21 protein-coding genes and 2 tRNA genes are annotated in these 22,976 nt (G+C 57.7%); 11 read left to right on the forward strand and 12 right to left on the reverse strand.

The genetic code is table 11. The features are described 5' to 3' along the window. Positions 1–66: 66 nt before the first annotated feature. From dnaG to ACR0IM_RS05020, 3 genes are all read right to left on the reverse strand, one after another. Positions 67–2,016 (reverse strand): DNA primase, encoded by a 1,950-nt coding sequence (gene dnaG / locus ACR0IM_RS05010; RefSeq protein WP_480681021.1) that lies wholly within the window; start codon positions 2,014–2,016, stop codon positions 67–69. 80 nt (positions 2,017–2,096) lie between these two features. Continuing rightward, complete coding sequence (locus tag ACR0IM_RS05015; protein WP_480589552.1) at positions 2,097–2,393, reverse strand: hypothetical protein; 297 nt, start codon at positions 2,391–2,393, stop codon at positions 2,097–2,099. Between the two features lie 147 nt (positions 2,394–2,540). Further along, complete coding sequence (locus tag ACR0IM_RS05020; protein WP_480681022.1) at positions 2,541–3,971, reverse strand: Glu/Leu/Phe/Val family dehydrogenase; 1,431 nt, start codon at positions 3,969–3,971, stop codon at positions 2,541–2,543. Positions 3,972–4,297: 326 nt separating this feature from the next. Between ACR0IM_RS05020 and ACR0IM_RS05025 the strand changes: the two genes are divergently transcribed. The 3 genes from ACR0IM_RS05025 to ACR0IM_RS05035 are packed head-to-tail and all read left to right on the forward strand — an operon-like array spanning position 4,298 to position 7,183. Next, positions 4,298–6,025 (forward strand): Tad domain-containing protein, encoded by a 1,728-nt coding sequence (locus ACR0IM_RS05025; RefSeq protein WP_480681024.1) that lies wholly within the window; start codon positions 4,298–4,300, stop codon positions 6,023–6,025. Beyond that, positions 6,022–6,552 carry a TadE/TadG family type IV pilus assembly protein gene (locus tag ACR0IM_RS05030; protein ID WP_480681025.1) on the forward strand — a complete coding sequence of 177 codons (531 nt, stop codon included), beginning with the start codon at positions 6,022–6,024 and terminating at the stop codon, positions 6,550–6,552. Before ACR0IM_RS05025 ends, ACR0IM_RS05030 begins: the two co-directional genes overlap by 4 nt. Position 6,553: 1 nt before the next feature. Continuing rightward, a complete protein-coding gene (locus ACR0IM_RS05035) occupies positions 6,554–7,183 on the forward strand; it encodes a TadE/TadG family type IV pilus assembly protein (RefSeq protein WP_480589548.1) in 630 nt (209 codons plus the stop codon). Here the strand turns inward: ACR0IM_RS05035 and ACR0IM_RS05040 are convergent. Continuing rightward, a complete protein-coding gene (locus ACR0IM_RS05040) occupies positions 7,101–7,625 on the reverse strand; it encodes a hypothetical protein (protein WP_480589547.1) in 525 nt (174 codons plus the stop codon). The genes ACR0IM_RS05035 and ACR0IM_RS05040 overlap by 83 nt on opposite strands. A gap of 156 nt (positions 7,626–7,781) precedes the next feature. Between ACR0IM_RS05040 and ACR0IM_RS05045 the strand changes: the two genes are divergently transcribed. After that, complete coding sequence (locus ACR0IM_RS05045; RefSeq protein WP_480681026.1) at positions 7,782–8,693, forward strand: pirin family protein; 912 nt, start codon at positions 7,782–7,784, stop codon at positions 8,691–8,693. A 5-nt stretch (positions 8,694–8,698) separates the two neighbouring features. Here ACR0IM_RS05045 and ACR0IM_RS05050 read toward each other — a convergent pair whose 3' ends face one another. Then, positions 8,699–9,286 (reverse strand): TetR/AcrR family transcriptional regulator, encoded by a 588-nt coding sequence (locus ACR0IM_RS05050; protein ID WP_480589545.1) that lies wholly within the window; start codon positions 9,284–9,286, stop codon positions 8,699–8,701. A gap of 99 nt (positions 9,287–9,385) precedes the next feature. Between ACR0IM_RS05050 and ACR0IM_RS05055 the strand changes: the two genes are divergently transcribed. The 7 genes from ACR0IM_RS05055 to ACR0IM_RS05085 all read left to right on the forward strand — a co-directional run bounded on the left by ACR0IM_RS05055 (position 9,386) and on the right by ACR0IM_RS05085 (position 15,308). Further along, the gene (locus ACR0IM_RS05055; RefSeq protein WP_480640702.1) at positions 9,386–9,634 is read left to right on the forward strand and encodes a hypothetical protein; all 249 of its coding nucleotides are present in this window, start codon (positions 9,386–9,388) and stop codon (positions 9,632–9,634) included. A gap of 128 nt (positions 9,635–9,762) precedes the next feature. Next, complete coding sequence (locus ACR0IM_RS05060; protein ID WP_480589543.1) at positions 9,763–11,049, forward strand: homoserine dehydrogenase; 1,287 nt, start codon at positions 9,763–9,765, stop codon at positions 11,047–11,049. A gap of 69 nt (positions 11,050–11,118) precedes the next feature. Further along, positions 11,119–12,102 carry a class II fructose-bisphosphatase gene (gene glpX / locus ACR0IM_RS05065; RefSeq protein WP_480589542.1) on the forward strand — a complete coding sequence of 328 codons (984 nt, stop codon included), beginning with the start codon at positions 11,119–11,121 and terminating at the stop codon, positions 12,100–12,102. 91 nt (positions 12,103–12,193) lie between these two features. After that, positions 12,194–13,936, forward strand: coding sequence for a single-stranded-DNA-specific exonuclease RecJ (gene recJ, locus ACR0IM_RS05070; RefSeq protein ID WP_480681028.1), 1,743 nt, complete (start codon positions 12,194–12,196; stop codon positions 13,934–13,936). Positions 13,937–14,034: 98 nt separating this feature from the next. Further along, positions 14,035–14,109, forward strand: a tRNA-Glu gene (locus ACR0IM_RS05075). 24 nt (positions 14,110–14,133) lie between these two features. Next, positions 14,134–14,208, forward strand: a tRNA-Glu gene (locus ACR0IM_RS05080). A 290-nt stretch (positions 14,209–14,498) separates the two neighbouring features. Further along, a complete protein-coding gene (locus ACR0IM_RS05085) occupies positions 14,499–15,308 on the forward strand; it encodes an FRG domain-containing protein (protein WP_480681029.1) in 810 nt (269 codons plus the stop codon). Positions 15,309–15,474: 166 nt separating this feature from the next. On the opposite strand, the gene ACR0IM_RS05090 is transcribed toward ACR0IM_RS05085, so the two are convergent. Genes ACR0IM_RS05090 through ACR0IM_RS05120 form a run of 7 tightly spaced genes read right to left on the reverse strand, consistent with a single transcriptional unit; the run spans position 15,475 to position 22,861 of the window. Beyond that, complete coding sequence (locus tag ACR0IM_RS05090) at positions 15,475–17,316, reverse strand: V-type ATP synthase subunit A (protein WP_480681031.1); 1,842 nt, start codon at positions 17,314–17,316, stop codon at positions 15,475–15,477. Beyond that, positions 17,313–18,005: a hypothetical protein gene (locus tag ACR0IM_RS05095; protein ID WP_480681033.1), complete on the reverse strand. Its 693-nt coding sequence runs from the start codon at positions 18,003–18,005 to the stop codon at positions 17,313–17,315. The genes ACR0IM_RS05090 and ACR0IM_RS05095 overlap by 4 nt, the downstream gene beginning before the upstream one ends. Before the next feature lies 1 nt (position 18,006). Then, positions 18,007–18,684, reverse strand: a complete 678-nt coding sequence (locus ACR0IM_RS05100; protein WP_480681034.1) for a hypothetical protein — start codon at positions 18,682–18,684, stop codon at positions 18,007–18,009. Continuing rightward, positions 18,684–19,127 carry an ATP synthase subunit C gene (locus ACR0IM_RS05105; RefSeq protein WP_170324458.1) on the reverse strand — a complete coding sequence of 148 codons (444 nt, stop codon included), beginning with the start codon at positions 19,125–19,127 and terminating at the stop codon, positions 18,684–18,686. The genes ACR0IM_RS05100 and ACR0IM_RS05105 overlap by 1 nt, the downstream gene beginning before the upstream one ends. Beyond that, a complete protein-coding gene (locus ACR0IM_RS05110; protein ID WP_480681035.1) occupies positions 19,124–20,920 on the reverse strand; it encodes a V-type ATP synthase subunit I in 1,797 nt (598 codons plus the stop codon). The genes ACR0IM_RS05105 and ACR0IM_RS05110 overlap by 4 nt, the downstream gene beginning before the upstream one ends. Continuing rightward, positions 20,917–21,522, reverse strand: coding sequence for a V-type ATP synthase subunit D (locus ACR0IM_RS05115; protein WP_475210282.1), 606 nt, complete (start codon positions 21,520–21,522; stop codon positions 20,917–20,919). The genes ACR0IM_RS05110 and ACR0IM_RS05115 overlap by 4 nt, the downstream gene beginning before the upstream one ends. Beyond that, positions 21,500–22,861: a V-type ATP synthase subunit B gene (locus tag ACR0IM_RS05120; protein ID WP_480589533.1), complete on the reverse strand. Its 1,362-nt coding sequence runs from the start codon at positions 22,859–22,861 to the stop codon at positions 21,500–21,502. The genes ACR0IM_RS05115 and ACR0IM_RS05120 overlap by 23 nt, the downstream gene beginning before the upstream one ends. Between the last annotated feature and the right edge of the window lie 115 nt (positions 22,862–22,976).

Below are 22,976 nucleotides of genomic sequence, written 5' to 3' on the forward strand. Positions count from 1 at the left end.
GCGTAGAAGTGATTCGGCCACCCGTTTACCTGTTTTTCTTTTCCAGTGCCTTACGAAAACACCAGTTTAGCGGCGTTTCCGTTCGAAATTGATCCCGGACATGATTGCCTTGAACGCGTCTTTCTCGTCGCGGTTGATTCTTGCGCCGTTGTCGGCGATGTCGAAAACGGCCCTGTCCTCGTTCTGGCTGCGGCTCGTGCGGTTGCGCTCTTCGGCGGCCTGCGCCAGCCGATATGTCAGCGCCTCATCAGCCAGATCGGACAGTTCCTCTGCAGCTTCGGCAATCTCAGCATCCAACCCCCGGAGCGCTTTGATCTTTGCGAGTTCCTCAGCCAGTGTCATCTCGGCCTTTTCAACGTCGCCTGGTTTGTACACACAGGGGATTACTGCGACATGGCGAAGGGCCAGCAGGTTTTCAAGGGCTTCGGCCCCCAAAGTTTCGGCAATGTGGTCCTGCAGATGATCCGGATCATCAATCGCGTGACGCAGAATGGCATGGCGCAGAACCGCGTGGTCGGGGTCGCGGCACTCCATCTCTTCCAGCTGGTGCTCGAATTGCACGACGACCCGTGGGTTCAGCGCTGCGATGGCCAGTATGGCCGCTTCACGCAGCTGGATTTCCGCCCCCTCGGATGAGGCCAGGAAAGAGGATCGCGCACCGGGTGTTGCTGGCTGTTTCTGCGGTTGCCACTTGCCGCGTGGCTGCCACTGGCGGTTCTGCGGCTGCCGCTGCGGACGGAAAAGCCGCCAGCGCAGGTCCTTGATCTCTTGCCCATAATGCGACCGGATCGAGGGATCGCGGATCAGCTTGATTTTGTCGCGTAGCACCTTGTCCAATGCCGCCTTACGTTCCGGACTGTCGAACACTTTGCCTTCGGTTTCGCGCTGCCACAACAGTTTGACCATGGGGATGGCCCCATCCAGCACAGCCTGAACCGCCCCGGCCCCTTCGGCCCGCAGCAGGTCATCCGGATCCTTACCTTCGGGCATCAGGGCAAAGCGCAGAGATTTCCCAGCCTCGAGCAGAGGCAGCGCCAGATCAACCGCCCGCATCGCAGCCCGCAAACCGGCGGTGTCGCCGTCCAGCGCGATGATCGGCTCGTCCGAGATGCGCCAGAGCAGTTGCAGTTGATGTTCCGTGATCGCCGTGCCCAAGGGCGCAACCGAAGCGCCGAACCCGGCCTCGGCCAGAGCAATCACGTCCATATACCCCTCGGCCACGATCAGCGGTTGCCCCTTCCCCGCCGCCTGACGTGCTGGGCCGTGGTTGTAAAGACTGCGACCCTTGTCGAACAACTCGGTTTCGGGCGAATTCAGATACTTGGCGTTGTCACTTGGATCCATCGCCCGGCCGCCAAAGGCAATACACCGCCCGCGCGGGTCGCGGATCGGGAACATGATCCGATTGCGGAAGGTGTCATAGGGATTCTTGCCCTTGTTTGACGGCTTGGCCAAACCAGCCCCGAGGATCAGGTCCTCGGCGACATTCTTGCCCCGCAGATGATCCCACAACGCCTGCCAGCCGTCCGGAGCAAATCCGATCTCCCACCGCTCCAACGCCTGAACGTCCAGACCCCGACGGGTCAGGTAGTCGCGCGCGGCGCCCCCTGCCCCGGTCTTGAGCTGCAGACGGAAGAACTGCGCCGCCTGCTCCATCACCTCGGCCAACTGCGCACGGCGATCCTGCTTTTCCTGCGCCTTGGGGTCGCGCGCGGGCATCGGCATACCGGCCTCACGCGCCAGAATTTCAACAGCTTCGATGAACGAGACGTTTTCGGTCTCTTTCACAAAGCTGATCGCGTCCCCTTTGGCGTGGCAGCCGAAGCAGTAATAGAACCCCTTTTGGTCATCGACATGGAAGGATGCAGTCTTTTCGTGGTGAAACGGGCACGGGGCCCACATGTCGCCCTTGCCTTGATTGGACTTGCGCTGGTCCCACATGACTTTGCGCCCGACAACCTGAGACAAGCTCAGCCGGGTGCGCAGTTCATCCAGAAATCCGGGGGGCAAAGACATTCGTCAAACCTGCCAGAAATGATAACCCGCGCCAAGGGGATGACGCGCGGTTGTCCACAGGGAAATGACGGGCCTGTGGATTATTGCTGCAGGCACAACTCCAGCCACGCCGCACCCAGATCCTTTTTGCGGACATCCCGCATCTTTTGCTCGTAAACCCAAGGCGTGATCAGCGGAATGGCGTTATTGTAGCTTTCAGGCCATGTCGGGCCTGTGTCGGCCACCGCCTGTGGCACGTCGCGCTCTTTTACCCTGTCCAGGCGCGCTTTCTGAATCGCCGCAACGACATCGGCCTGATACTGGCAGCTTTGTTCTTTGGTTTCCTGAGCTGCCAGAGGTGTGGCCAGCAACAGGGCCGCAACGGCGATACGCAACATGGGGGTCTCCCGGAATCGTTTCTTTCGCGGCAGCTTACCCGGCAGAAGTATCGCCCGCTATCACCCTTTTCACCGCGCGCGGTCGTTAGGAGCAGAGCGGCAACAGGGGCGACCGGGCCGCAACCCGACCGCCGCCAACGCCGAAAGTTACAAACCCTTGGCGCGATAGCTTTTCGCGACGCGGTCAATGGCCACGATATAGGCCGCCGTCCGCAGATCCTCGACATCGTCGCGACTGTGCCACACCTCGCGCATAGACTGGTAGGCAATGCGCATGGTGTCATCCAGACCTGAACGCACCAGTTCCAGCTCATCTGCGCCGCGAAGGTACTTGGCCTTGAAGTTTGGAGACATCGACCATGCGTCACCCAGATAACGGTCCAACCGCTCCAACTCACTGACGATCAACTCATGCCGCGCCTCTTCCTGACGGCGCTGCATCCGGCCAAAACGAATATGGCTGAGGTTCTTGACCCACTCAAAATAGGAAACCGTCACACCGCCCGCGTTTGCATACATATCCGGAATGATCACCGTACCTTTTTTGCGCAGGATTTCATCCGCGCCTGCCGTTACTGGACCATTCGCCGCCTCGATGATCAGAGGCGCCTTGATCCGCTCGGCGTTGGTCAGGTTGATCACCCCCTCAAGCGCAGCCGGGACGAGGATATCGCATTCCGCTTCAAGAACATCGGCCCCCTCGGCCGAATGTGTCGCATCCGGGTAGTTGCTGACCCCGCCATGCTTCACAATCCACTGCCGAACGGATTCCACGTCAATCCCGTCGGGGTTATACAACGCGCCATCCCATTCGATGATACCTACAATGCGCGAGCCGTCCTCCTCGCTCAGGAACTTCGCCGCGTGGTATCCCACGTTGCCCAACCCCTGCACGACAATACGCTTGCCATCCAGCTTGCCCGACAGGCCCGCCTTCTGCACATCCTCGGGGTGGCGGAAGAATTCGCGCAGAGCGTATTGAATGCCCCGTCCGGTCGCCTCGACCCGCCCCGAGATACCCCCGGCATTCAACGGCTTGCCGGTCACACTGGCGCGCGCATTGATGTCGGTGGTGTTCATTCGGGCATATTGGTCGGCCATCCAGGCCATCTCACGCTCACCTGTCCCCATATCCGGCGCGGGCACGTTCTGAGAAGGGTTGATCAGATCGCGCTTGGCCAGTTCATAGGCAAAGCGCCGGGTGATCTGCTCCAGCTCATGCTCTTCATATTGGCGGGGATCGATGCGCAGGCCACCTTTCGAGCCGCCAAACGGCGTTTCGACCAGCGCGCATTTATAGGTCATCAGCGCCGCCAGCGCCTCGACCTCGTCCTGGTTCACAGCCAAGGCGTAGCGAATACCGCCCTTGACCGGCTCCATATGTTCGGAATGAACCGAGCGATAGCCTGTGAAGGTGTGAATTTCGCCCCGCAGTCGTACACCGAACCGCACTGTATAAGTGGCGTTACAGACCCGGATCTTTTCCTCTAGCCCTGGAGGCAAGTCCATCAGGGACGCCGCCCTGTTGAACATGAGGTCCACACTCTCGCGAAAGCTGGGTTCTTTGATGGCCGTCATTTAATCCTCCGTGCCAGCGAACGACTTACGTTCTGACGTTTTGTCGCACCCAATACGTAAACGATCAATATTTAAGCGAAAATAAAACCGATGAAACCCGAAGATATTTTTTCGAAGCCCCTGAGTCGCCCGACCATGAACACCCATTTGAAATTGTCGCCTATACGACAACAGAAGCGCCTAACACCCTCAAATTATCCCGCTTTTTCCAGCAAACCGGTCAAGACAGCGGCTTTTTCGCCTAAATCCCGCCACGATTCGGCGTTAATTTTTGAAAGTTAATATTTCCTTGGCAGTTTGGATGTCTGCTCAGCGAGGTCATCAATATGGTAATGCGCGTTTTCAGAAGCGGCTCTAAGATAATTAAGAGCTTCACCACTTCGGCTCGTTGTTTCGCCCGGGACGAAGATGGTGGCGTGTTCACAATACTTGTAGTGTCGGGCTTTCTAATAATCATCTGTTTGACCGGCATGGGCGTCGACATGATGCACTTCGAGCGCGACCGGGCAAATCTTCAGGCCACGCTGGACCGCGCGGTTCTCGCTGCCGCTGACCTTGATCAGGAGCTTCCCCCAGCGGATGTTGTCAAAGAATACTTTGAGAAGTCCGGAGTGCGGGGCAAGCTGACGAAAGAACCCGAAGTTGTCGCTGGTATCGGCTCAAGACGTGTGACGGCAGACGCTGAAGTGACCGTCCACACTGCATTTATGTACCTTGCTGGCATTCCCAAGTTGCATTCTGTGGTAAGCAGCACAGCGGAAGAGTCCGTTGGGTCGATCGAGATTTCGCTGGTTCTGGATATGTCGGGCTCTATGCGTGACCCGTCTGCTGAGGCGGGTAAAACCAAAATCCAGGTTCTGCGTGAAGCGGCCAAGAAGTTCGTTGCGGCAATGTACGCAAAGGAAAACCCGGACAAGATATCAATTTCGATTATTCCTTATGCAACACAGGTGAATGCCGGGGAAAACATCCTGGGGAAATTCGTGAATGCAACATCTGAACACAGCTATTCGCATTGCGTGAACTTCACCACAGCCCAGTTTTCGGAAAAAGGGTTGAGCCCCTCGACCAGCTTGATCAGAGCGGCTCATTTCGACCCCTTCACTGGTCGATCAGGAAGCAACCTCATGACGGTTTGTCCAACAAGGGCCGGAAGTGACATCACCCCGGTCACCAATGTTATTTCGGACCTGAATGATCAGATTGACGCTCTTACTGCATCGGGAAACACGTCCATTGAAATCGGTATGAAATGGGGCGCCGCATTGGTTGACCCTGAAATTCGGCCTATCATCCAACAATTAACCCGACAGAAAGTGGACCCCACTTCGACTGAAGTGAATGCAAAAACGGTTGTACCTAAAACGTTCGACAATCGCCCCATGGACTACGATGCTGATGTTCAGAAAATCATCATCGTCATGACCGATGGTCAGAATACTTCCCAAGCAGTACTAAGATCAGACCTGCGTGATGGACTGTCAGATGTCTGGTACAACCCCGCCACTGAGTGGACGGAAAATTACTATGATAGATGGGGGCGGCCGCGCACCAGAACCGTCACTGGTGACGAATACAGCGTCCTCTCGTCGGAGAGTCCGCAAGAATACTACTGGACACGACAGGAACTGAACGGCAACGATCACCGCTATGGTGACTTGGAGGACGAACCAGGTACAGCGACACGGCTGACCTATCCAGAATTGTTCAACCAGGTGTCGCTTTATTGGAATGCTGTAAACAATTATGAGTGGGACCCCAACCACTATAACGACTGGTACGCAAATGCGTACAGCAACATTTACTCAGGCACAAAAAATACCCGCACAGCCTCTATCTGCTCAAAGATAAAAGAAAGCAAAAAAGTCAAAATCTACGGCATTGCCTTCGAAGCACCGCCAACTGGTCTCGCTACGATCCAAAACTGCGCCAGTGGTCCTGCTTTCGTCTACGTGGTCAACTCAAACGGTAACCTTGGGGAAGAAGACCTGACGCTTGAGCAAGCATTCGAGTCCATCGCTTCGTCGATCAAGCGCCTGAGGCTGACGCAATGATACGAAAAGCACTACAAAAAATAGTTCGTTTCAAACAAGCTGAAGACGGGTCATTAACCGTTGAATTCGTTATCCTTTTCCCCCTGTACATGTTCTTTATCCTGGGGGCCATTGAGTACGCGATGGTCTCGATCCAGCAATCGATGTTGGAACGATCGGTAGATCTAGTGGTGCGCGACATTCGCCTTGGAACCGGCTCAGGGCCTACGCATGACTCGATCAAAGATGCGATCTGCAGCAGATCCAGCATTATCAACAACTGCTCTGCCAATTTGCGGTTGGAGATGGTGGTTCAGGACCCCTACGCCGGCATCAATATCGACCCGACAGTGGATTGTGTTGACAGGGCGGAACCGGCCAAACCTGTACGAGAATTCTCAAATGGCGGATCGAACGAGCTGATGGTTCTACGTGCCTGCGCAAAGGTTAATCCGATTCTCGCCACAACCACCTTTGGGCGAGCGCTAACGACTGATGATGGCCTGGTTACGCTGACGGCGACGACAGCCTTTGTTCAGGAGCCTTGATATGACGCTTATATTTGCACGCATACAGCGATTTATCCGCGACTTTGTACGTCGCGAGGATGGCACTCTGTCCTTAGAAGCTATTGTTTTGTTCCCTATGCTTGTTTGGACCGTCACGGTAACCTTTTCGCTATATGACGCTTTCCGCCAGAGCACTGCTAACCTCAAAGCTTCTTACACAGTGGGCGACCTAGTTTCGCGTGAGACCAATACCATCACGGACCCGTATGTGTCGTCGATGTATGTCATGCTGCGCCAAATGGTTGGTAACCAGGCACCGTTGAAAATGCGCATGACTTTCATAATGTTTAAAGAGGAAGACGATCGCCATTATGTCGACTGGTCATCAGATTGCGGTTTTGGATTCGAGTGGCGAAATGACAACATTCACTTAATTCGCGACAGGCTTCCACCGATGTCTGACCTGGACACACTGATCATCGTCGAAACCACGAACGACTATGATCCTGTGTTCAAACCGCCATTGTTGAACGGTTGGCTGAACGGAAAGCGCAAGTTCGAAAACTTTGTCTTCACGCGCCCGCGTTTCACCGATCTGATCCCTGGGAACGTTTCCGTGCAGGGTTGTCAGCAAAATGACCTGGATGTGCCTGTAGCAACAACGAGCTAAGCACATCCGTCATGAATTTGGTTTCGGCGGCGGCGGTCATTCCGCCGACGCCCACCCGGCGCCCGACACGCCACCATAGCCCGGGCGCCCAGCTATTTTCCCCACTAACGCGTGTTTTCAGCAGAAACCCGTTCGAAGGTTTGAATGCGAATACCCCCCGATCGACGGCCTCGATATCCTCTACTTTGGCGATGAGGTGCCCTGCCCCGGTTCGGAGTTCGGAAGACGTCAACTCGATCCAGTCGTTCGTCGCGTGCCACATGCGATACGCCAGCCAGAACGCCGCGCCGCCAACCGCAAGCAGAAAGACCAGCCACAGGGGCTCGGGCGGTTGCACCAGTGCTACAGACAAAACCAAAGCGCCGACGATGCTCAGCATCCCGACGCCGAGCCAACGTCTGGCGGGTGAAGGCCTAATAGTGGCCAGAATGTCTTGCTGCATGTGAACCCCTGTTGTTACCCCGTGGGTTTACCGACTTCTGGTGGAAAAAAACAGGGGGGCTGCTACTGCCGATTTTCGCACATTCCCCGTTCTTTTCTGCCGATTGACGCTGTCCCAGTCGAAAATACATGGTGACCACAATTGAAGGAGGCCATCATGTCCCTAAGACCCGTTCTGGAAACCCGGAAAGCCATCGCCGCATTGGAAGGTGCAGGCGTCAAACTGCACCGCGCGTTCGGTTTTCAGGACCCGTCCGAGCTTGACCCGTTTCTGCTGTTCGATGATTTCCGAAACGAGCGTCCACAGGATTATCAGGCCGGGTTTCCTTGGCATCCCCATCGCGGGATCGAGACGATCACCTATGTTCTGACCGGTTCGGTTGAACACTCGGACTCGCTGGGCAACAGCGGCACACTTGGCGCTGGAGACGTTCAATGGATGACCGCCGGTTCCGGGATTCTGCATCAGGAGATGCCGGCTGGGAATCCGTTTGGCCAGATGCACGGCTTTCAGTTGTGGGGTAACCTGCCCTCGGCGAAAAAAATGACCGCGCCGCGTTATCAGGACGTCAAAAGCAAGAACATCCCGGAAATCACCGATGATGATGGCACCAAGGTGCGTGTGATCGTGGGTAAGTTCTGGGGCAAGACCGGCCCGGTCGACGGGATCGCCGCCGATCCGCAATACCTGGATGTCCATGTCCCGGCAGGGGTTAAAAAGACGCTCAAAATCGATACCTACCGCCGCGCCTTTGCCTATGTGTTCGAAGGTAATGCCGCCTTTGTCGATGCCTCGCAACCTACTGGCATCCTGCTGGAAAAAGAAGTCGCCGGACAAGAGGTCAATATCCGCGACATGTCCGGTGACCGGACGCTGGTCCGGTTTGGTACCGGGGATGAAATCACAGTTCAGGCCGGGCCTGAAGGTGTCCGGTTCCTGCTAATCTCGGGCGCGCCGATTGACGAGCCGGTCGCCTGGCACGGCCCAATCGTCATGAATACGCGGACGGAGTTGGAGCAAGCCTTTCGAGACCTTCGCAACGGCACTTTCATTCGCCCTGCGCATTAGGCCGTTCAAGCCGAAACCGACCGGCGGACCATGTCCCAATAGACCTGTTCGACCTCGTCCAGCGACAAGCGCCCGCCGGCTCGGTACCATGTCATGACACCATTGAGCATGGCAATCACCGCCAAAGTTGCGATTTTGGTATCGGCGATATCAAACACTCCGGCCGCCTGACCCGCGCGCAGGATCGCCTCAAGCGCGTCTTCATAGTGGCGGCGTAACGCTTCGATCTCTGCAAAATTCTCGGGTGTCAGGTTGCGCAATTCCATATAGGCAATAAACACCTCGTCCGGGCGCTTTAGGTGGAAGCGGATGTGAAACCCGACGAATTGACGCAAGGCTTCGGACGCATCCGCGGATTGATGCTGATCGTCATAGGCGGACAACAAGTCCTGCATATGTTCGTGCATCAGACGAAACAGCAGGCTTTGCTTGTCGGGCGTGTAGTTATACAGCGCCCCCGCCTGCACCCCGACCTCACCCGCAATCTGACGCATGGATACGGCGGCATAACCGTGGCGGGCGAACAAAGCCAGCGCCGCCTTGCGGATACGTGGGCCGGTGATATCGGAATGTGAACCTTGAGTACGTGCCATTCCCGCACCGTATCTGAACGTATGTTCAGATAGAACCCCGCTTGAACCAATGCCATAAAAGGTGCATCACGTTTGCAATCCACCGTGAAAGGGATCTGAATGAAGCCCCTGTCTATGCTGATCCTGATGCTCATCTGTGCCGGATGCGCCGATTTTCCGGAACTGGAAGGGCGTGAGCAGCCAAGCGTCAAATCAGCCCGGTATCCAGAACTCATTCCCATTCAGGAAAACCTCGGCCCGCCGGTTGATCCCGCAAACGAGGCCGCAGAGGTCGAAGAGGACCTTGTTGCCCGGCGTGAAGCGCTGGAGAAAAAGGCAGAAGAACTTCAGGCTGCGGAAATCAACTGACCCTTTGCGATTCAGGGTCCGCGCCGGGCCGCGACGCATTGCACCCTAGCGCCGAACCCGCTAAGGCAGCGCTGAACGGGCAACAGGCCTGATACGACGAAGTTTTCGAGCGGAAAGGAACCCACGGGATGACACAGGCGCTGCGGCTGGGAATTGCGGGCTTGGGAACGGTTGGCGTGGGTGTCGTGAGGATCATCCGCCGCCACGCGGACCTGCTGCAGGCGCGTACGGGGCGGCCTGTTGAAATAATCGCTGTATCGGCGCGCGATGCCAACAAAGACCGGGGTGTGAACCTTTCCGATTATGCTTGGGAAACAGACCCGGTTGCGCTGGCAAAACGTGATGACATAGACGTTTTCGTCGAACTGATCGGTGGCGAAAATGGCCCCGCCAAAGCCTCGGTCGAGGCGGCACTTGCCACCGGCAAGGATGTGGTCACCGCGAACAAGGCGCTGTTGGCGATCCACGGTCAGGAACTTGCCGAAAAAGCCGAGGCCGCCGGTCGCGTGATCCGGTTTGAAGCTGCCGTGGCCGGCGGCATCCCGGTCATCAAATCTCTGACCGAAGGGTTGGCCGGAAACGAGATTACCCGCGTCATGGGCGTGATGAACGGCACCTGCAACTACATCCTGACCCGGATGCAATCGCAGGAGTTGGGTTATAATGCCCTGTTCGAGGAATGTGCGGAATTGGGATATCTTGAAGCCGACCCGAACCTGGACGTCGGCGGTATCGATGCGGCGCATAAACTGGCGCTGCTATCCTCGATCGCTTTCGGGACCAAGCCGAATTTCGACGGCATCCAGATCGAAGGCATTCAGCATATCAGCCTGGATGACATCCATCAGGCCGACGACATGGGCTATCGCATCAAGCTGCTGGGCGTTGCGCAGCGCTCAGCGCGTGGTCTGGAACAGCGGATGCAGCCGTGCCTGGTGCCCAGCAGCTCGCCCCTTGGGCAACTGGAAGGTGGCACCAACATGGTGGTGATCCAAGGCGACGCGGTCGAGCAGGTTGTCCTGCGCGGCCCCGGCGCTGGAGAAGGCCCCACGGCCAGTGCCGTGATGGGCGATGTCTGCGATCTGGCGCGCGGGCTGCAGATCCCGACCTTTGGCCGCCCCGCGACCTCTCTACAGGACGCGCAGCCTGCCGTGACCGGTCTCCCCGCCCCATACTATCTGCGTCTTGCCCTGTTCGACAAACCGGGTGCGCTGGCAAAAGTCGCCGCGATCCTGGGCGATGCGGGCGTTTCGATCGACCGGATGCGGCAGTACGGGCATTCGGAAAGCACCGCACCGGTCCTGATCGTGACCCACAAGACCACACGCGCCACGCTGGACGTTGCCCTCGGTGGGCTACGCGAGACCGACGTGGTGGCCGGCGAACCCGTTGCATTGCGGATTGAAGAGGTTTGACCCTTGCGGCCTGCATGAAACGCAGGCTATGCCGGACAAAACGCCTTTATTGACCTGAGGATACAGAACATGAGTGCTGCCAAAGTAGATTTTAACGACCGCCTGCTGTCTCTGGGCCTTGCGCGGGTGGCGGAACAGGCTGCTCTGGCCTCTGCCTCGCTGGTCGGTCGCGGCGACGAAAAAGCCGCCGATCAGGCAGCCGTGAACGCCATGCGCGAACAGCTGAACCTGCTGGACATCGCAGGTGTCGTTGTCATCGGTGAAGGCGAGCGCGACGAAGCGCCGATGCTGTATATCGGCGAAGAGGTCGGCACTGGTGAAGGCCCTGGAGTTGACATCGCGCTGGACCCGCTGGAAGGCACCACGCTGACCGCCAAGGATATGCCCAACGCGCTGACAGTGATCGCCATGGGCCCGCGTGGATCGATGCTGCACGCGCCCGACGTCTACATGGACAAGCTGGCCATCGGTCCTGGCTTCCCCGAGGGTGTCGTCAATCTGGACATGAGCCCCCGGGAGCGTGTCGAAGCTCTGGCCAAGGCCAAGGGTTGCGAGCCTGCCGACATCACCGTCTGCATTCTGGAGCGTCCGCGTCACGAGGCGATGATCGCCGAGGTGCGCGAAACCGGCGCCTCGATCCGCCTGATCACCGATGGTGATGTGGCCGGTGTCATGCATTGCGCCGAAAGCGAAGAGACCGGCATCGATATGTATATGGGCCAGGGTGGCGCGCCCGAGGGTGTTCTGGCCGCAGCTGCGCTGAAATGCATGGGTGGCCAGATCTTTGGCCGCCTGTTGTTCCGCAACGACGACGAACGTGGCCGCGCCGCCAAGGCGGGCATCACCGACCTGGACCGCGTTTATGCCCGTGACGAAATGGTGACGGCGGATGTGATCTTTGCCGCAACCGGAGTAACCGGTGGCTCGCTGCTGCCGCGCATCAAGCGTGAGCCCGGTTGGGTTGAGACCACCACCCTGCTTATGCGGTCGAAAACCGGTTCGGTACGGCGCATGAGCTATCGCACACCGATGTGGCCGCACGACAACGCCTAACCGCTTGCGCCTGAACCACGCGCGAGGCTATCCATAAAGACAGTGAGGCCGGGTCCGAGAGGGTCCGGCCTTGGCACATCAGGGGCAGGCCATGAGCTTTCTAGGGGTTGAACAGTCATTAACCGGGCGGCGTTGGATCGGGCCAACGCCCGAAGTGGAACGTGCAACCGAGATGCTGGTACAACAGGCCGACCTGCCCCGCGCGGTGTGTCAGGTGCTGGCACGACGCGGCGTTCCCGCGATGGAGGCCGACGGGTTTCTGGAACCCAAGCTAAAGGAGCTGTTGCCCGACCCGCGATCCATGAAAGACATGGAAACGGCAGCAACACGGTTTCTGTCGGCGGTTCGAAGTAAGCAACGGATCGCGGTCTTTGCGGACTATGACGTGGACGGGGCCAGCTCAGCCGCCTTGCTGCTGGTCTGGCTACGTCAGATGGGCCTGCAAGCAACACTTTATGTGCCCGACCGGATTGACGAAGGCTATGGCCCCAATGTCCCCGCCATGCAGGAACTGGCAACCAACCACGACCTGATCATCTGTGTGGATTGCGGAACGCTCAGCCATGAGCCTATCGCGGCTGCCACGGGCGCGGACGTCATCGTTCTGGACCACCACTTGGGCGGTGAAACCCTGCCAGATTGCGTGGCTGTGGTGAACCCGAACCGGCAGGATGAAAGCGGCGATCTGGGGTATCTCTGCGCGGCTGGCGTTGTGTTTCTGATGCTGGTCGAGGCCGGGCGACAACTGCGCGAGGCCGGGGTCAAAGGCCCCGATCTGATATCACTGCTAGATCTGGTGGCGCTGGCGACGGTTGCGGACGTCGCCCCGCTGATCGGCGCGAACCGGGCATTGGTTCGTCAGGGATTGAAGGTTATGGCCCAACGACTGAGGCCGGGTCTGGTGGCCCTGTCCGACGTGGCACGCATGGACACAGCGCCTAACAGCTATCACCTGGGATTTCTGCTTGGTCCGCGCGTTAATGCGGGTGGGCGAATTGGGCAGGCCGATCTAGGAGCACGGCTGCTCAGAACAGATTCGATGCACGAGGCCGAGGCGCTGTCGCAGCGGCTGGACGAATTGAACACCGAGCGCCGCGATATCGAAAACGCCGTACGCGCGGCCGCGTTGGAACAGGCCGAGGAACGTGGTCTGGACGCGCCCCTGGTCTGGGCGGCGGGAGAGGGCTGGCATCCTGGCGTTGTGGGCATCGTAGCCTCGCGCCTGAAAGAAAACGCCAACCGCCCGGCAATTGTCATTGGCTTTGATGGAGATGAGGGCAAAGGCTCGGGACGCTCAGTGTCAGGTGTTGATTTGGGAGCTTCGATCCAGCGCTTGGCCGCCGAGGGGCTGCTGGTCAAGGGCGGCGGTCACAAGATGGCAGCCGGCCTGACTGTGATGCGCGATCAGCTGGAACCCGCGATGGAGCGGCTATCCGCATTGCTGGCCAAACAGGGCGCGGGCGAAGGCGGACCGGCCGATCTGAAACTGGACGGAACCCTGATGCCGGGCGCGGCGACGACCGACCTGATCGAACAGATCGAAAAGGCGGGCCCGTTCGGCGCCAGCGCGCCTGCCCCTCGATACGCCCTGCCGGACCTGCAGGTGCGGTTTGCCAAGCGAGTCGGCGACTCCCATCTGAAACTGTCCTTGGCCGACGGTGTTGGTGGCGGTCTGGACGCCATCGCGTTTGGGGCTTTTGACGGGCCAATGGGCGAAAAGCTGTCCAATCATGGTGGGGCGCGGTTCCATTTCGCCGGGCGGCTCGAGGTTAACACATGGGGCGGTCGGCAGAGCGTGCAACTGAGGCTCGAAGACGCTGCTGAGGCAAATTGAGCCCAGTTTCAGACTCGGGAAAAAACTTTCACATCCCTGCGTTTTTCGGCTTGCGGGGGTCACGGTGAAACCGTAAAAGGCCCTCCACAAGCCAGCGTGGCCCGTTCGTCTATCGGTTAGGACGCCAGGTTTTCAACCTGGAAAGAGGGGTTCGATTCCCCTACGGGCTACCACTTGTGCTTGTGCCATTGACAAATGGCCCGTTCGTCTATCGGTTAGGACGCCAGGTTTTCAACCTGGAAAGAGGGGTTCGATTCCCCTACGGGCTACCATTTTTCCTAATATCAAAAACTTACCAGAAAAACCTCCCTGAGCGCGATTTCAGATTGATTATGCTTTGATGGTGCAGCCTAGAGGAATTACCGTCCTACTTGTCAGCCGTGCATCTGGTCCAAAAAGACCTGCATCCACGCAGGGAACCCCCGATGTTAGCTTCTCAGGCCTCCACTGGGGGTTCTTTTTTGCTTTTTCAAGAATGCTACCTTTGCGTTTCTGCTTTAGGCTTAATAACTTAATAATATGAAATCATTTACTTAAATTCGTTGATTGCGGGGAACAAACCATGCTGCGTTCTATGGAAGTGCGCGAGTTAGACCAACGCGCAGGCCTTGATGGATTATTTGCACTGATCAGAGAGGTTGGAGGATTTACTGGAGCTATCTTCCGTGGGCAATCAAACTCTAGTTGGGAACTCGTACCCGGCCTTTATAGGCAAAAATATAGCTTCACGGTAGATAAAGCGCCGGACATGGTAGAGACCGCATTCAACGTACTGGAATTGAAGATAGCAAATCGGTTCTTCAAGGATGGGCACCCATACGTTCAGAAGGCTTTGCGATCAACTAGGAATGACTTGAGCCTGATGCAGCATTTTGGTTGCCCTACCCGACTGCTCGATTGGACCAAAGACCCGCTTGTTGCCCTCTTTTTCGCTCTTTCTTCCAAAGACGCAGAAACGGATGCGGCACTTTATGTTTTAGTCCCCAGTTCTAGCAGTGAAGCCTCAATTCTAGATGCACCATACCCAGAGGGATTACCTAATTTTCGTTCAATCGTATCAATTTACCCGACTCCAATCGACGCGCGCGTCGTCGCGCAAAAATCTGTTTTTACCCTACAACCATTCGGTGATGACAAAGACCAGTTTACTCCTTTAGACCGCAGACGGATTTTGCGGCCCGGCAAACTGTCAGGCAGTCATCCAGAGGAACAAGCCCTCGAATTTTCTAAGATAATAATTCCAGCTAAGAGCAGGTTTGGTCTGATGGCTACGCTTCTGCATATGGGGATAGATCACGCTTCCTTGTTTCCCGACCTTCAAGGTGTTGGGTCTGCCATCTCTCACAGCATAAGTTTCTGGGGCAACGTCTAACGGTGAACTTCAAGTTTCGACTACTAATTTCGTTTTGGTAAAAAGGTTAGCCTTCCATAAAAAATCTCTAAGTGCCAGTAAGGCGCAATAGACACGTGGATAGCCAACGTAAGTGATTGTTTTATTTGGCAGTCCATGTTTTCCCTACGGGCTGCCATTTCCTTCCTCACATCCCGAACTTATCTCGGCACAGATCCTGAATCTGCCCCCAGATTGATTTGAATTCCGGTGTGTTTTCAGCCACGTAGTGAAAGTTCTTCATCAGACCGGTGAGTCGCGTGAACACCTGCCGCACCTCGGCCTTATCCCCAAACTCTGCCGTCGATTGGGTCACGTCATAGACCAGCTTGAAGGTCATCTTCTGACGCGCAAGCGGAACGGTTGCGTCCACTTTGTCGAAGGCGTCTTGCTGCAGGTAGACCATGTCCACAAACAGCGCCTTTTGCTGGGTGACAAAGTCCTCGATGGTAACCCCCTCTTCGCCCGTCACCTGCATCATCTGGTCGACCTGCTCACCCTTTTCGATCAGGTCCAGAAGTTCGCGCACTTTGCCGGTCCAGCCTGGCTCAGCGTTTTTGTCGTACCAGTCCGACAGCTGATCGGTATAGCGTGACCAGCTGAGCATCGGATCGACCGCGGGATAGAACCGTTTGTAGGCACGCTCGGAGGACAGGCCAAGAAAGCACTTCACTGTGGATAGCGTCGATTGCGTGACCGGCTCATCAAAGTTTCCGCCCGCAGGTGACACCGTGCCGATCAGGGTCAGGCTTCCCAGATCGCCATCGTTGGTCTTCATGGCACCAGCGCGCTCGTAAAGGCCCTTGATCGAGCTTTCAAGATAGGCGGGGAAGCCTTCCTCACCCGGGATTTCCTCCAACTTGCCAGAGGTTTCGCGCATCGCCTGCGCCCAACGGCTGGTACTGTCTGCGATCAACAGCACGTCATAGCCCATCTGGCGGTAATACTCGCCAAGGGTGATGCCGGTGAAGATCGATGCTTCGCGCGCAGCAACCGGCATGGAGGACGTGTTACAGATGATGATCGTGCGATCCATCAGGCTGCCACCTGTCGTCGGGTCAGTCATTTTAGGGAATTCGTGAATCGTTTCAACGACCTCACCCGCGCGCTCACCGCAGGCAACAACGATCACAATATCCACCTTGGCATTTCGCGCGATCAGATTCTGCAGCACCGTTTTACCTGCCCCGAACGGCCCCGGAATACAGGCCGTACCGCCACGCGCGATGGGGAAGAACGTGTCGATCAGACGTTGAGACGTCAGAACCGGCTCGGTCGGATAGAGCCTTTCAGACAGCGCGCGTTTCAGGATGCTTTCTGGCAGTGGACGCCTCACCGGCCATTTCTGCGAGAGGGTCAGTGTGTGCTCGCCACCCTGCTCATCTTCAAGGCGTGCAACGATGTCGTGGATTGTGGCCGCACCCTTTTGCACCCAAACCACCTTGTAATCGCCCACCCAGTTGAACGGCAGCATGATCTTGTGGTTGAAATGGCCCTCGGGCACGGTCCCAATGCTGTCGCCCGCCGTGACTGTGTCGCCAACCTTGACCGACGGCGTGAACGACCACTTGGCCTGCGTATCCAGCGGAGCTACATCCGCCCCGCGCGGCAGAAAGGTACCGAATTCGGCGGCCACCTTGGGCAGCGGCGATTGCAAGCCGTCAAAGACCTGCCCCAGCAGACCTGGCCCCAGTTCAACCGACAGTAATTGCCCAGACTGTTCAACCGGATCGCCCACAGCCACCCCGTCAGTGCTTTCGTACACCTGCACGTCCGCCCTGTCGCCGCGCACCCGCAGCACCTCGGCCTTCAGGCGTTCCTGGCGCCCACCCGGACCGGGGCGTGTGGGTAGAATGAACACAACCTCGTTCTTGACCAGTTGCCCGGGTTGCCCCGAAGCATCTTGATTGGCCTGTATCTGCACCAGCCCCTCCTGCACCGAGACGACGCGGGCGGTGGCGGTCTGCGTGGTGGCGGTTGGGGCTGTCATGCGCTTGCTCCATCAAAACCAATATCGGCGATACCGGCCATGGCCTGCTGCGCCAGATGTTCAAATCTCTTGGCTGCGTCCTGCGCATTGCTTTGCGCCCAGCGGTCGAAAATATTCCAGATCAGTACATAGATCGCCACGGCCTCGAAATCGAACAGGTGGCGGGCGGCGTGCTTTTTCAGCTGCTTGTGGCTGACCGACAAGAGCAACCGCTCCAGTCCCAGCGGGTCTTCTGCTTCCAGCAACTGTTTGGCCTCCCTGATCCAGCGCATTGGCCCGTCCAGCTTAAAGGTTGGGTCGGTCCAGTTGGCCGGGATGTGCCGGGCCCAACGCCCCATGCCAAACGTCCCGGAAGACGGGCTGCCCCCTTGCTTGCGCAGGCGCAACGCGGCAACTGTCGTGCGCAGATCCATCCGTTCAAGAAACAATGTGCGCAGCGTTGCTTGCGGGATGTCGCGCAACGCCTCTTTACAGCGCTCGATGGCCTGAGCATCGGTGACGTCCATTCCGTAGTCACCCCAGTTCAGCGCATACTCCAACAGTTTCAAAACACGCGCATCCTCAGGCGTCAGCGCCGTCAGACGCCGATCCAGTCGCAACCGCGACAAGGGCGGCTGTTTGGCGACAAACAATCGTTCCGAGCCCGGAAGACTGCTGACCAGCGCGATATAGGCGTCGGGGTCCGACATATTACCGGATCACCCCTTCCAACACCGCGCGAAAGCGGGGTTGTAGGTGCTCCATCAGCAGCGAGGCCACGGCCTTGTCGGTCAGGTCCAGAACTACACCCTGATCTTCGGCACGCACTCTGATGCCATCCTGCGCGTTGTCCGAGGCGTGCAGCTCAACCTGCTCGCGTAACATGTCGGCAGTCAGGCCCAGAACGTATTTGGTCAGCTTGCCTGACTGAATGTCATCGGCGTTCTGTTTGATATCCTCTTGCGTTGCGACTTTGGTGGGCAGGATAACCTGCACCTTGCCGTCCAGCTTCGCCTCGGTGGCGGCACGGCCCACCACCTCAAGGATCATCTGTTTCAGCAGTTCCGGATCGCCCATTTCCTTAGTGACCAGACGTTCGACATCTTCGCGGAACCGGTCCGTCAGGCCTGCTTTCATAGTCAAGACCGCGTCGCGCATGGCAGTGTTCAGCGCTTCTTCACCCGCTGCACGGTAATTGTCGGATTCGCTGCGCGCCTTCTTCTGATACGCATCCGCCTTGCGTTTGGCGTCAGCCAGAATCTTTGCGGCCTCGGCCTTGGCATCCGCGCGCAGCTTATCTGCATCCGCCTGCCCAGCCGCCACCCCATCATTGCGCAGTTTGTCAATCAGAGCGTCGACACCGTGCGAGATCATCCCATCCTGTGCCATCAGCTGATCCCCGCGCTGATGACCAAGGCAAAGACAAAGGCAAAGACACCAAAACCTTCAATAATCGCGGCGGGAGCCAGCGACAGGCCGAAAATTTCCGGTTTTTCTTTGGTGGCGTTGATCGCCGCCGCACAGGCGCGGCCCTGCCAGATGCCGCAATACATCAGCGCGATGCCCGACAGGATGCCGATCCCGAACAGCCCGCCCGCGTTTTCCGGTGTCACGTCACGGTTGAGCGTGAACATGATGACGATGCCATAGATCACCATGGTTGATGGAAAGGCCGAGACACCGACGAACCGGCCATAGCCGCCCTCTGTCTCGGTCATGGCGCCGATACTGGCCATACCCGCAATCGAACAACCAATGGCGCTTGCTGCCGCACCCAAAGCCATGGGAGCGTAAATCCCCAGCCAACCCAATGTCAGAACAAGCTCATTCATTCCTGAACCTCCTTGCGGGCAAACGGGCGAAAGACGATGCCTTCATCCGGCAGACCCCATTTAAAGAATTCGATGTAATTGAGACGTAACCCGTGAACGACACCGCTCATCAATGCGAGGGCGAAGTTCAGGATGTGGCCGATGATCAGGATCAACAGACCGAACAGAATGCCCGGCCCTTTCAGCGCGTGGATCACCGACATAGCCAGATCGTTGAAGGTGATCGCCAGTGAAGCCGAGGCCAGACCCAGCGCGAACAGGCGCATATAGCTGAGCACGTCCCCAAACGCCCCCATAGCCCCGGCAAGGCATTGCACCCCGTCGATCAGGCGCCATGCCCAGTCGGTGGGTTTCTTGATCTCCCGCTCGCTGGAGAACAGCAGGATCGTCAGAGCCCCCACGATCAGGATCACCGCCCCCGGCGTCGGGGAGTTCCCTTTCATGTAGCTGAGCCACAGGACGAACCCGCCGATCAGCGCCGCAACCCAACCCAGATTGGCAATGGCTTTCCTTTGTCCCCATGCCGCCCGCGCGGCCAGTGCATTGGCCAGCACAAGGTGCAGGACCCCAACAACGATCGACACCATCATCATGGCCCCGAAATTGTTCATATCCAGCAGTTTGAGTTTGGCCCAGATTGACCCATCCGGCGGCGACACTCCGAAATAGCTTCCGACCAGAATGCCGTACACAATCGTCGCACCCGAGATGATCAGCCCGAAAAGCCGCCACGATCTCTGCCCGACGGTCCCTCCCATCCGCTTCCAAGACAGCAGCAGGCCCAGCAAGATGACGGCTCCGTATCCCGCGTCGGCCACGATCATCGCGAAAAAGAACGCAAACGAGGCAGCGACGATGACGCTCGGGTCCCAATCCTTGTAGCCGGGTACTTGATAAAACAGCGCCAAGTCCACGGCAGCACCGCGTTTTTCCGGTTGTTCCAACAGCGTAGGCGGCGTGTCGTCTGGCCCCGGCCCCTCAATCAAGACGGCGGCATCCTTGGCCTGAGCCATTTCAAGCACGGCCTCAATGCGATCTTCGGGCACCCAGCCTTGCAGGGCGAACATCGCCTCTTCGTCGCGCACTTTCTGTGTTGCATGGGCCAGTTCCGCAGCGCTTTCTGCCACGGACAAGTTCCGCCGCATTAGCGTCAGGTAGCGCGTCTGCGCAACCCGTTCGGCCTCAAGCGCTTCGATGGCGATCTCGGCCTCTTCCAGCTGCGCCTCTAACTCGTGAATGGGCAGCGACCCGGTATGAGTGCGCGCAACCGGCAGGATGTCGTCGGCGGGCTCTTCCGGGGCGATCAGGACGGCGTAGATGAACCGATGATCCTGCTCCAGAATGGCCCAGGGCAGCGTCAGGTCCGACAGCGCATCTCGATGCTTCACCGGCAATTGGAAGAACCACAGCCGATTGCCCGCCAACACATCATCGGGTGGAAAATCCAGGTCTCCCCATGGTCGCACCTGAGCGATCCGATGGGCCAGAAAGTCCCGCCGATCGGTCATGTCACGTGTGCGCTGCATCAGGTCCAAAACGTCCCTGACGAACTGGTCCATCTCAAAATCGGGGTCACGCTGTATCTGGCGGCGCGGCTCTTGCACGTCTGTCAAATACCTCAAAGCCTTATAGGCGTGTCTTGCACCACGTTCGCTGATCTTTTCGGGCTCGGCCGGTGGCGGAGCCAGCGGCAGGACGTGCATACATCCCAGATCCTGCAACGCCTCCAGTGTCTCGGTCTTCTGCCCTGCGCGTCCGACCAGCGACAGTTTCTTTAGACGCGCAACACTCATGACACGGCCTCCTGCGCGTGTTTGCGTTTGGAGATTTTCGAGCGCACGACGGCCTGCATTTGCTCGTCACTCAGATAGATGCGGATCTTCTTGATATTGGCCTTGGCGCGCGGGATCAGAACCTTTTCGAACAGGTTGACGCGTTGGGTGATCGTGGCGACGGCCTTGTCGAAAATCTTCACCCGCTCCTCGGCCACTTTAACCCGCAGGCGCGCTTCGATCATGTCGTGCAACAACTGCGCAGCGGCATCGACCCAATGGGGTTTCGCCAGCAAAGAATAGGGTCGCACGGCAACCTCAATCCGGTCGAGCGCAGGCATTTTCACACCGACAACATTGACCTCTTTGACCTGATAGTCCTTGAGTTCAACCAGCCCGTCCAGATCGACACCCTGCTGCGCCAGCATCGGCAGCTTCGCCCCGACCTGTTGCGCCAGTTCCTTGACCTCTTCCTCCAGACGTCGCACATCTTCGCGCGCTTTCGCGCGTTCCGCCATCAACTGCTGGCGCTTCAGGTCCAGCGACGGCAGGAACCGCTCATAGCTTTTCAGCTGCGTCTGCTGGCGGGCCAGCGACGATTTATTCAGCTGCAACCGCGCCATCAGCATCCTTCGGGAAGTACTTGTCGACCAAAACCTGTTTCATCAGCAACTGTTCGGGCTGGAAACACTCGGCCAGCGTTTTCCATCCCAGGTCCAGCGCATCTTCCAGCGGGATCGATACGTTGATGTCCATGAACCGCTTGCGGAACAACGCGCCGAATTTCAGCAGCTGGTGATCGTAATCAGACAGATCAAACGCCATCGCCTGTTTCTGCGCGGCATCACGGCTTTCAGAATAGAACCGGATCATCGTGTTCATGATCTGGCCGTGATCTTCGCGGGTGGTCTTGCCGATCACGTTCTGCTTGAGGCGCGAGAGGCTACCGAACGGGTCAATCACACCCGAGTGCAGATAGATCTGCCCTTCAGTGATGTAGCCGGTGTTGTCCGGAACCGGATGTGTCACGTCATTGCCGGGCATCGTGGTCACGGTCAGCACCGTCACCGATCCTCCCTTGGTGTAATCACAGGCTTTCTCGTACCGACGCGCCAACTGAGAGTATAGATCGCCCATATACCCACGCTGCGAAGGGACCCGTTCCTGACTGATGCCAACCTCTTTCATCGCATCAGCAAAGGCGGTCATGTCGGTCAACAGGACCAAAACGCGCTTACCCTCTTCCACCGCAAATTTCTCGGCCACGGCCAGTGCCATGTCGGGCACCAACAGGCGTTCGACCAGAGGATCCATCGCCTGATTGACGAACATCACCGTGCGCGAGAACACGCCCGCATCCTCGAACGACGTCCGGAATGTGTGGTAGTCATCAAAGATCAAACCCAACCCGCCGAACACCACGATATCGGCATCGGCCTGAATACCGATTCGGCTGAGGAACGCATTGAACGGCTCGCCCGACACTGAAAAGATCGGGATTTTCTGGCTTTCAACCAGCGTGTTGAATACGTCGATCATCGGCACATCCGTGCGGATCATCTTATTCGGGACCGCTCTTTCAGCCGGGTTTACAGTCGGCCCTCCGATATCGATTCGAGGCTCAGCCGACAAGTCCGGCCCGCCATCAATCGCCACCCCTGCCCCGTCAAACACACGACCCAGAATATTGGCCGAATACGGCGTCTGCATCGGGTGACCAAGGAAGGTTGCGGTTGCTTCGGTCGAGATCCCTTTGGTGCCGGAAAACACCTGCAGCGTCACCACATCGTGGTCGATGAAAATCGCCTGCGCCAAGGTTTTATGCCCATCGACCGTCTCGATCACCGCCAGGTCATTGAACCGAACCGCAGCGTCTGTAGACCCGTCCAACGGCACCCTGACCTTGATCGTATCCCCTACAATTTCCAGTACACGCGTGTATTTCAACAGACTCTGGGACATTGCCTATCCTCATGCGTCCTAGTGATTTTGCCAATCAGCGAAACGTTCGTCAGCGGCATTTTTTGTAATCGCGGGTGCAGCTTACAACGAATTCACAAATTGACAACCGAGGATG

The organism is Ruegeria sp. BF6, assembly GCF_056538665.1.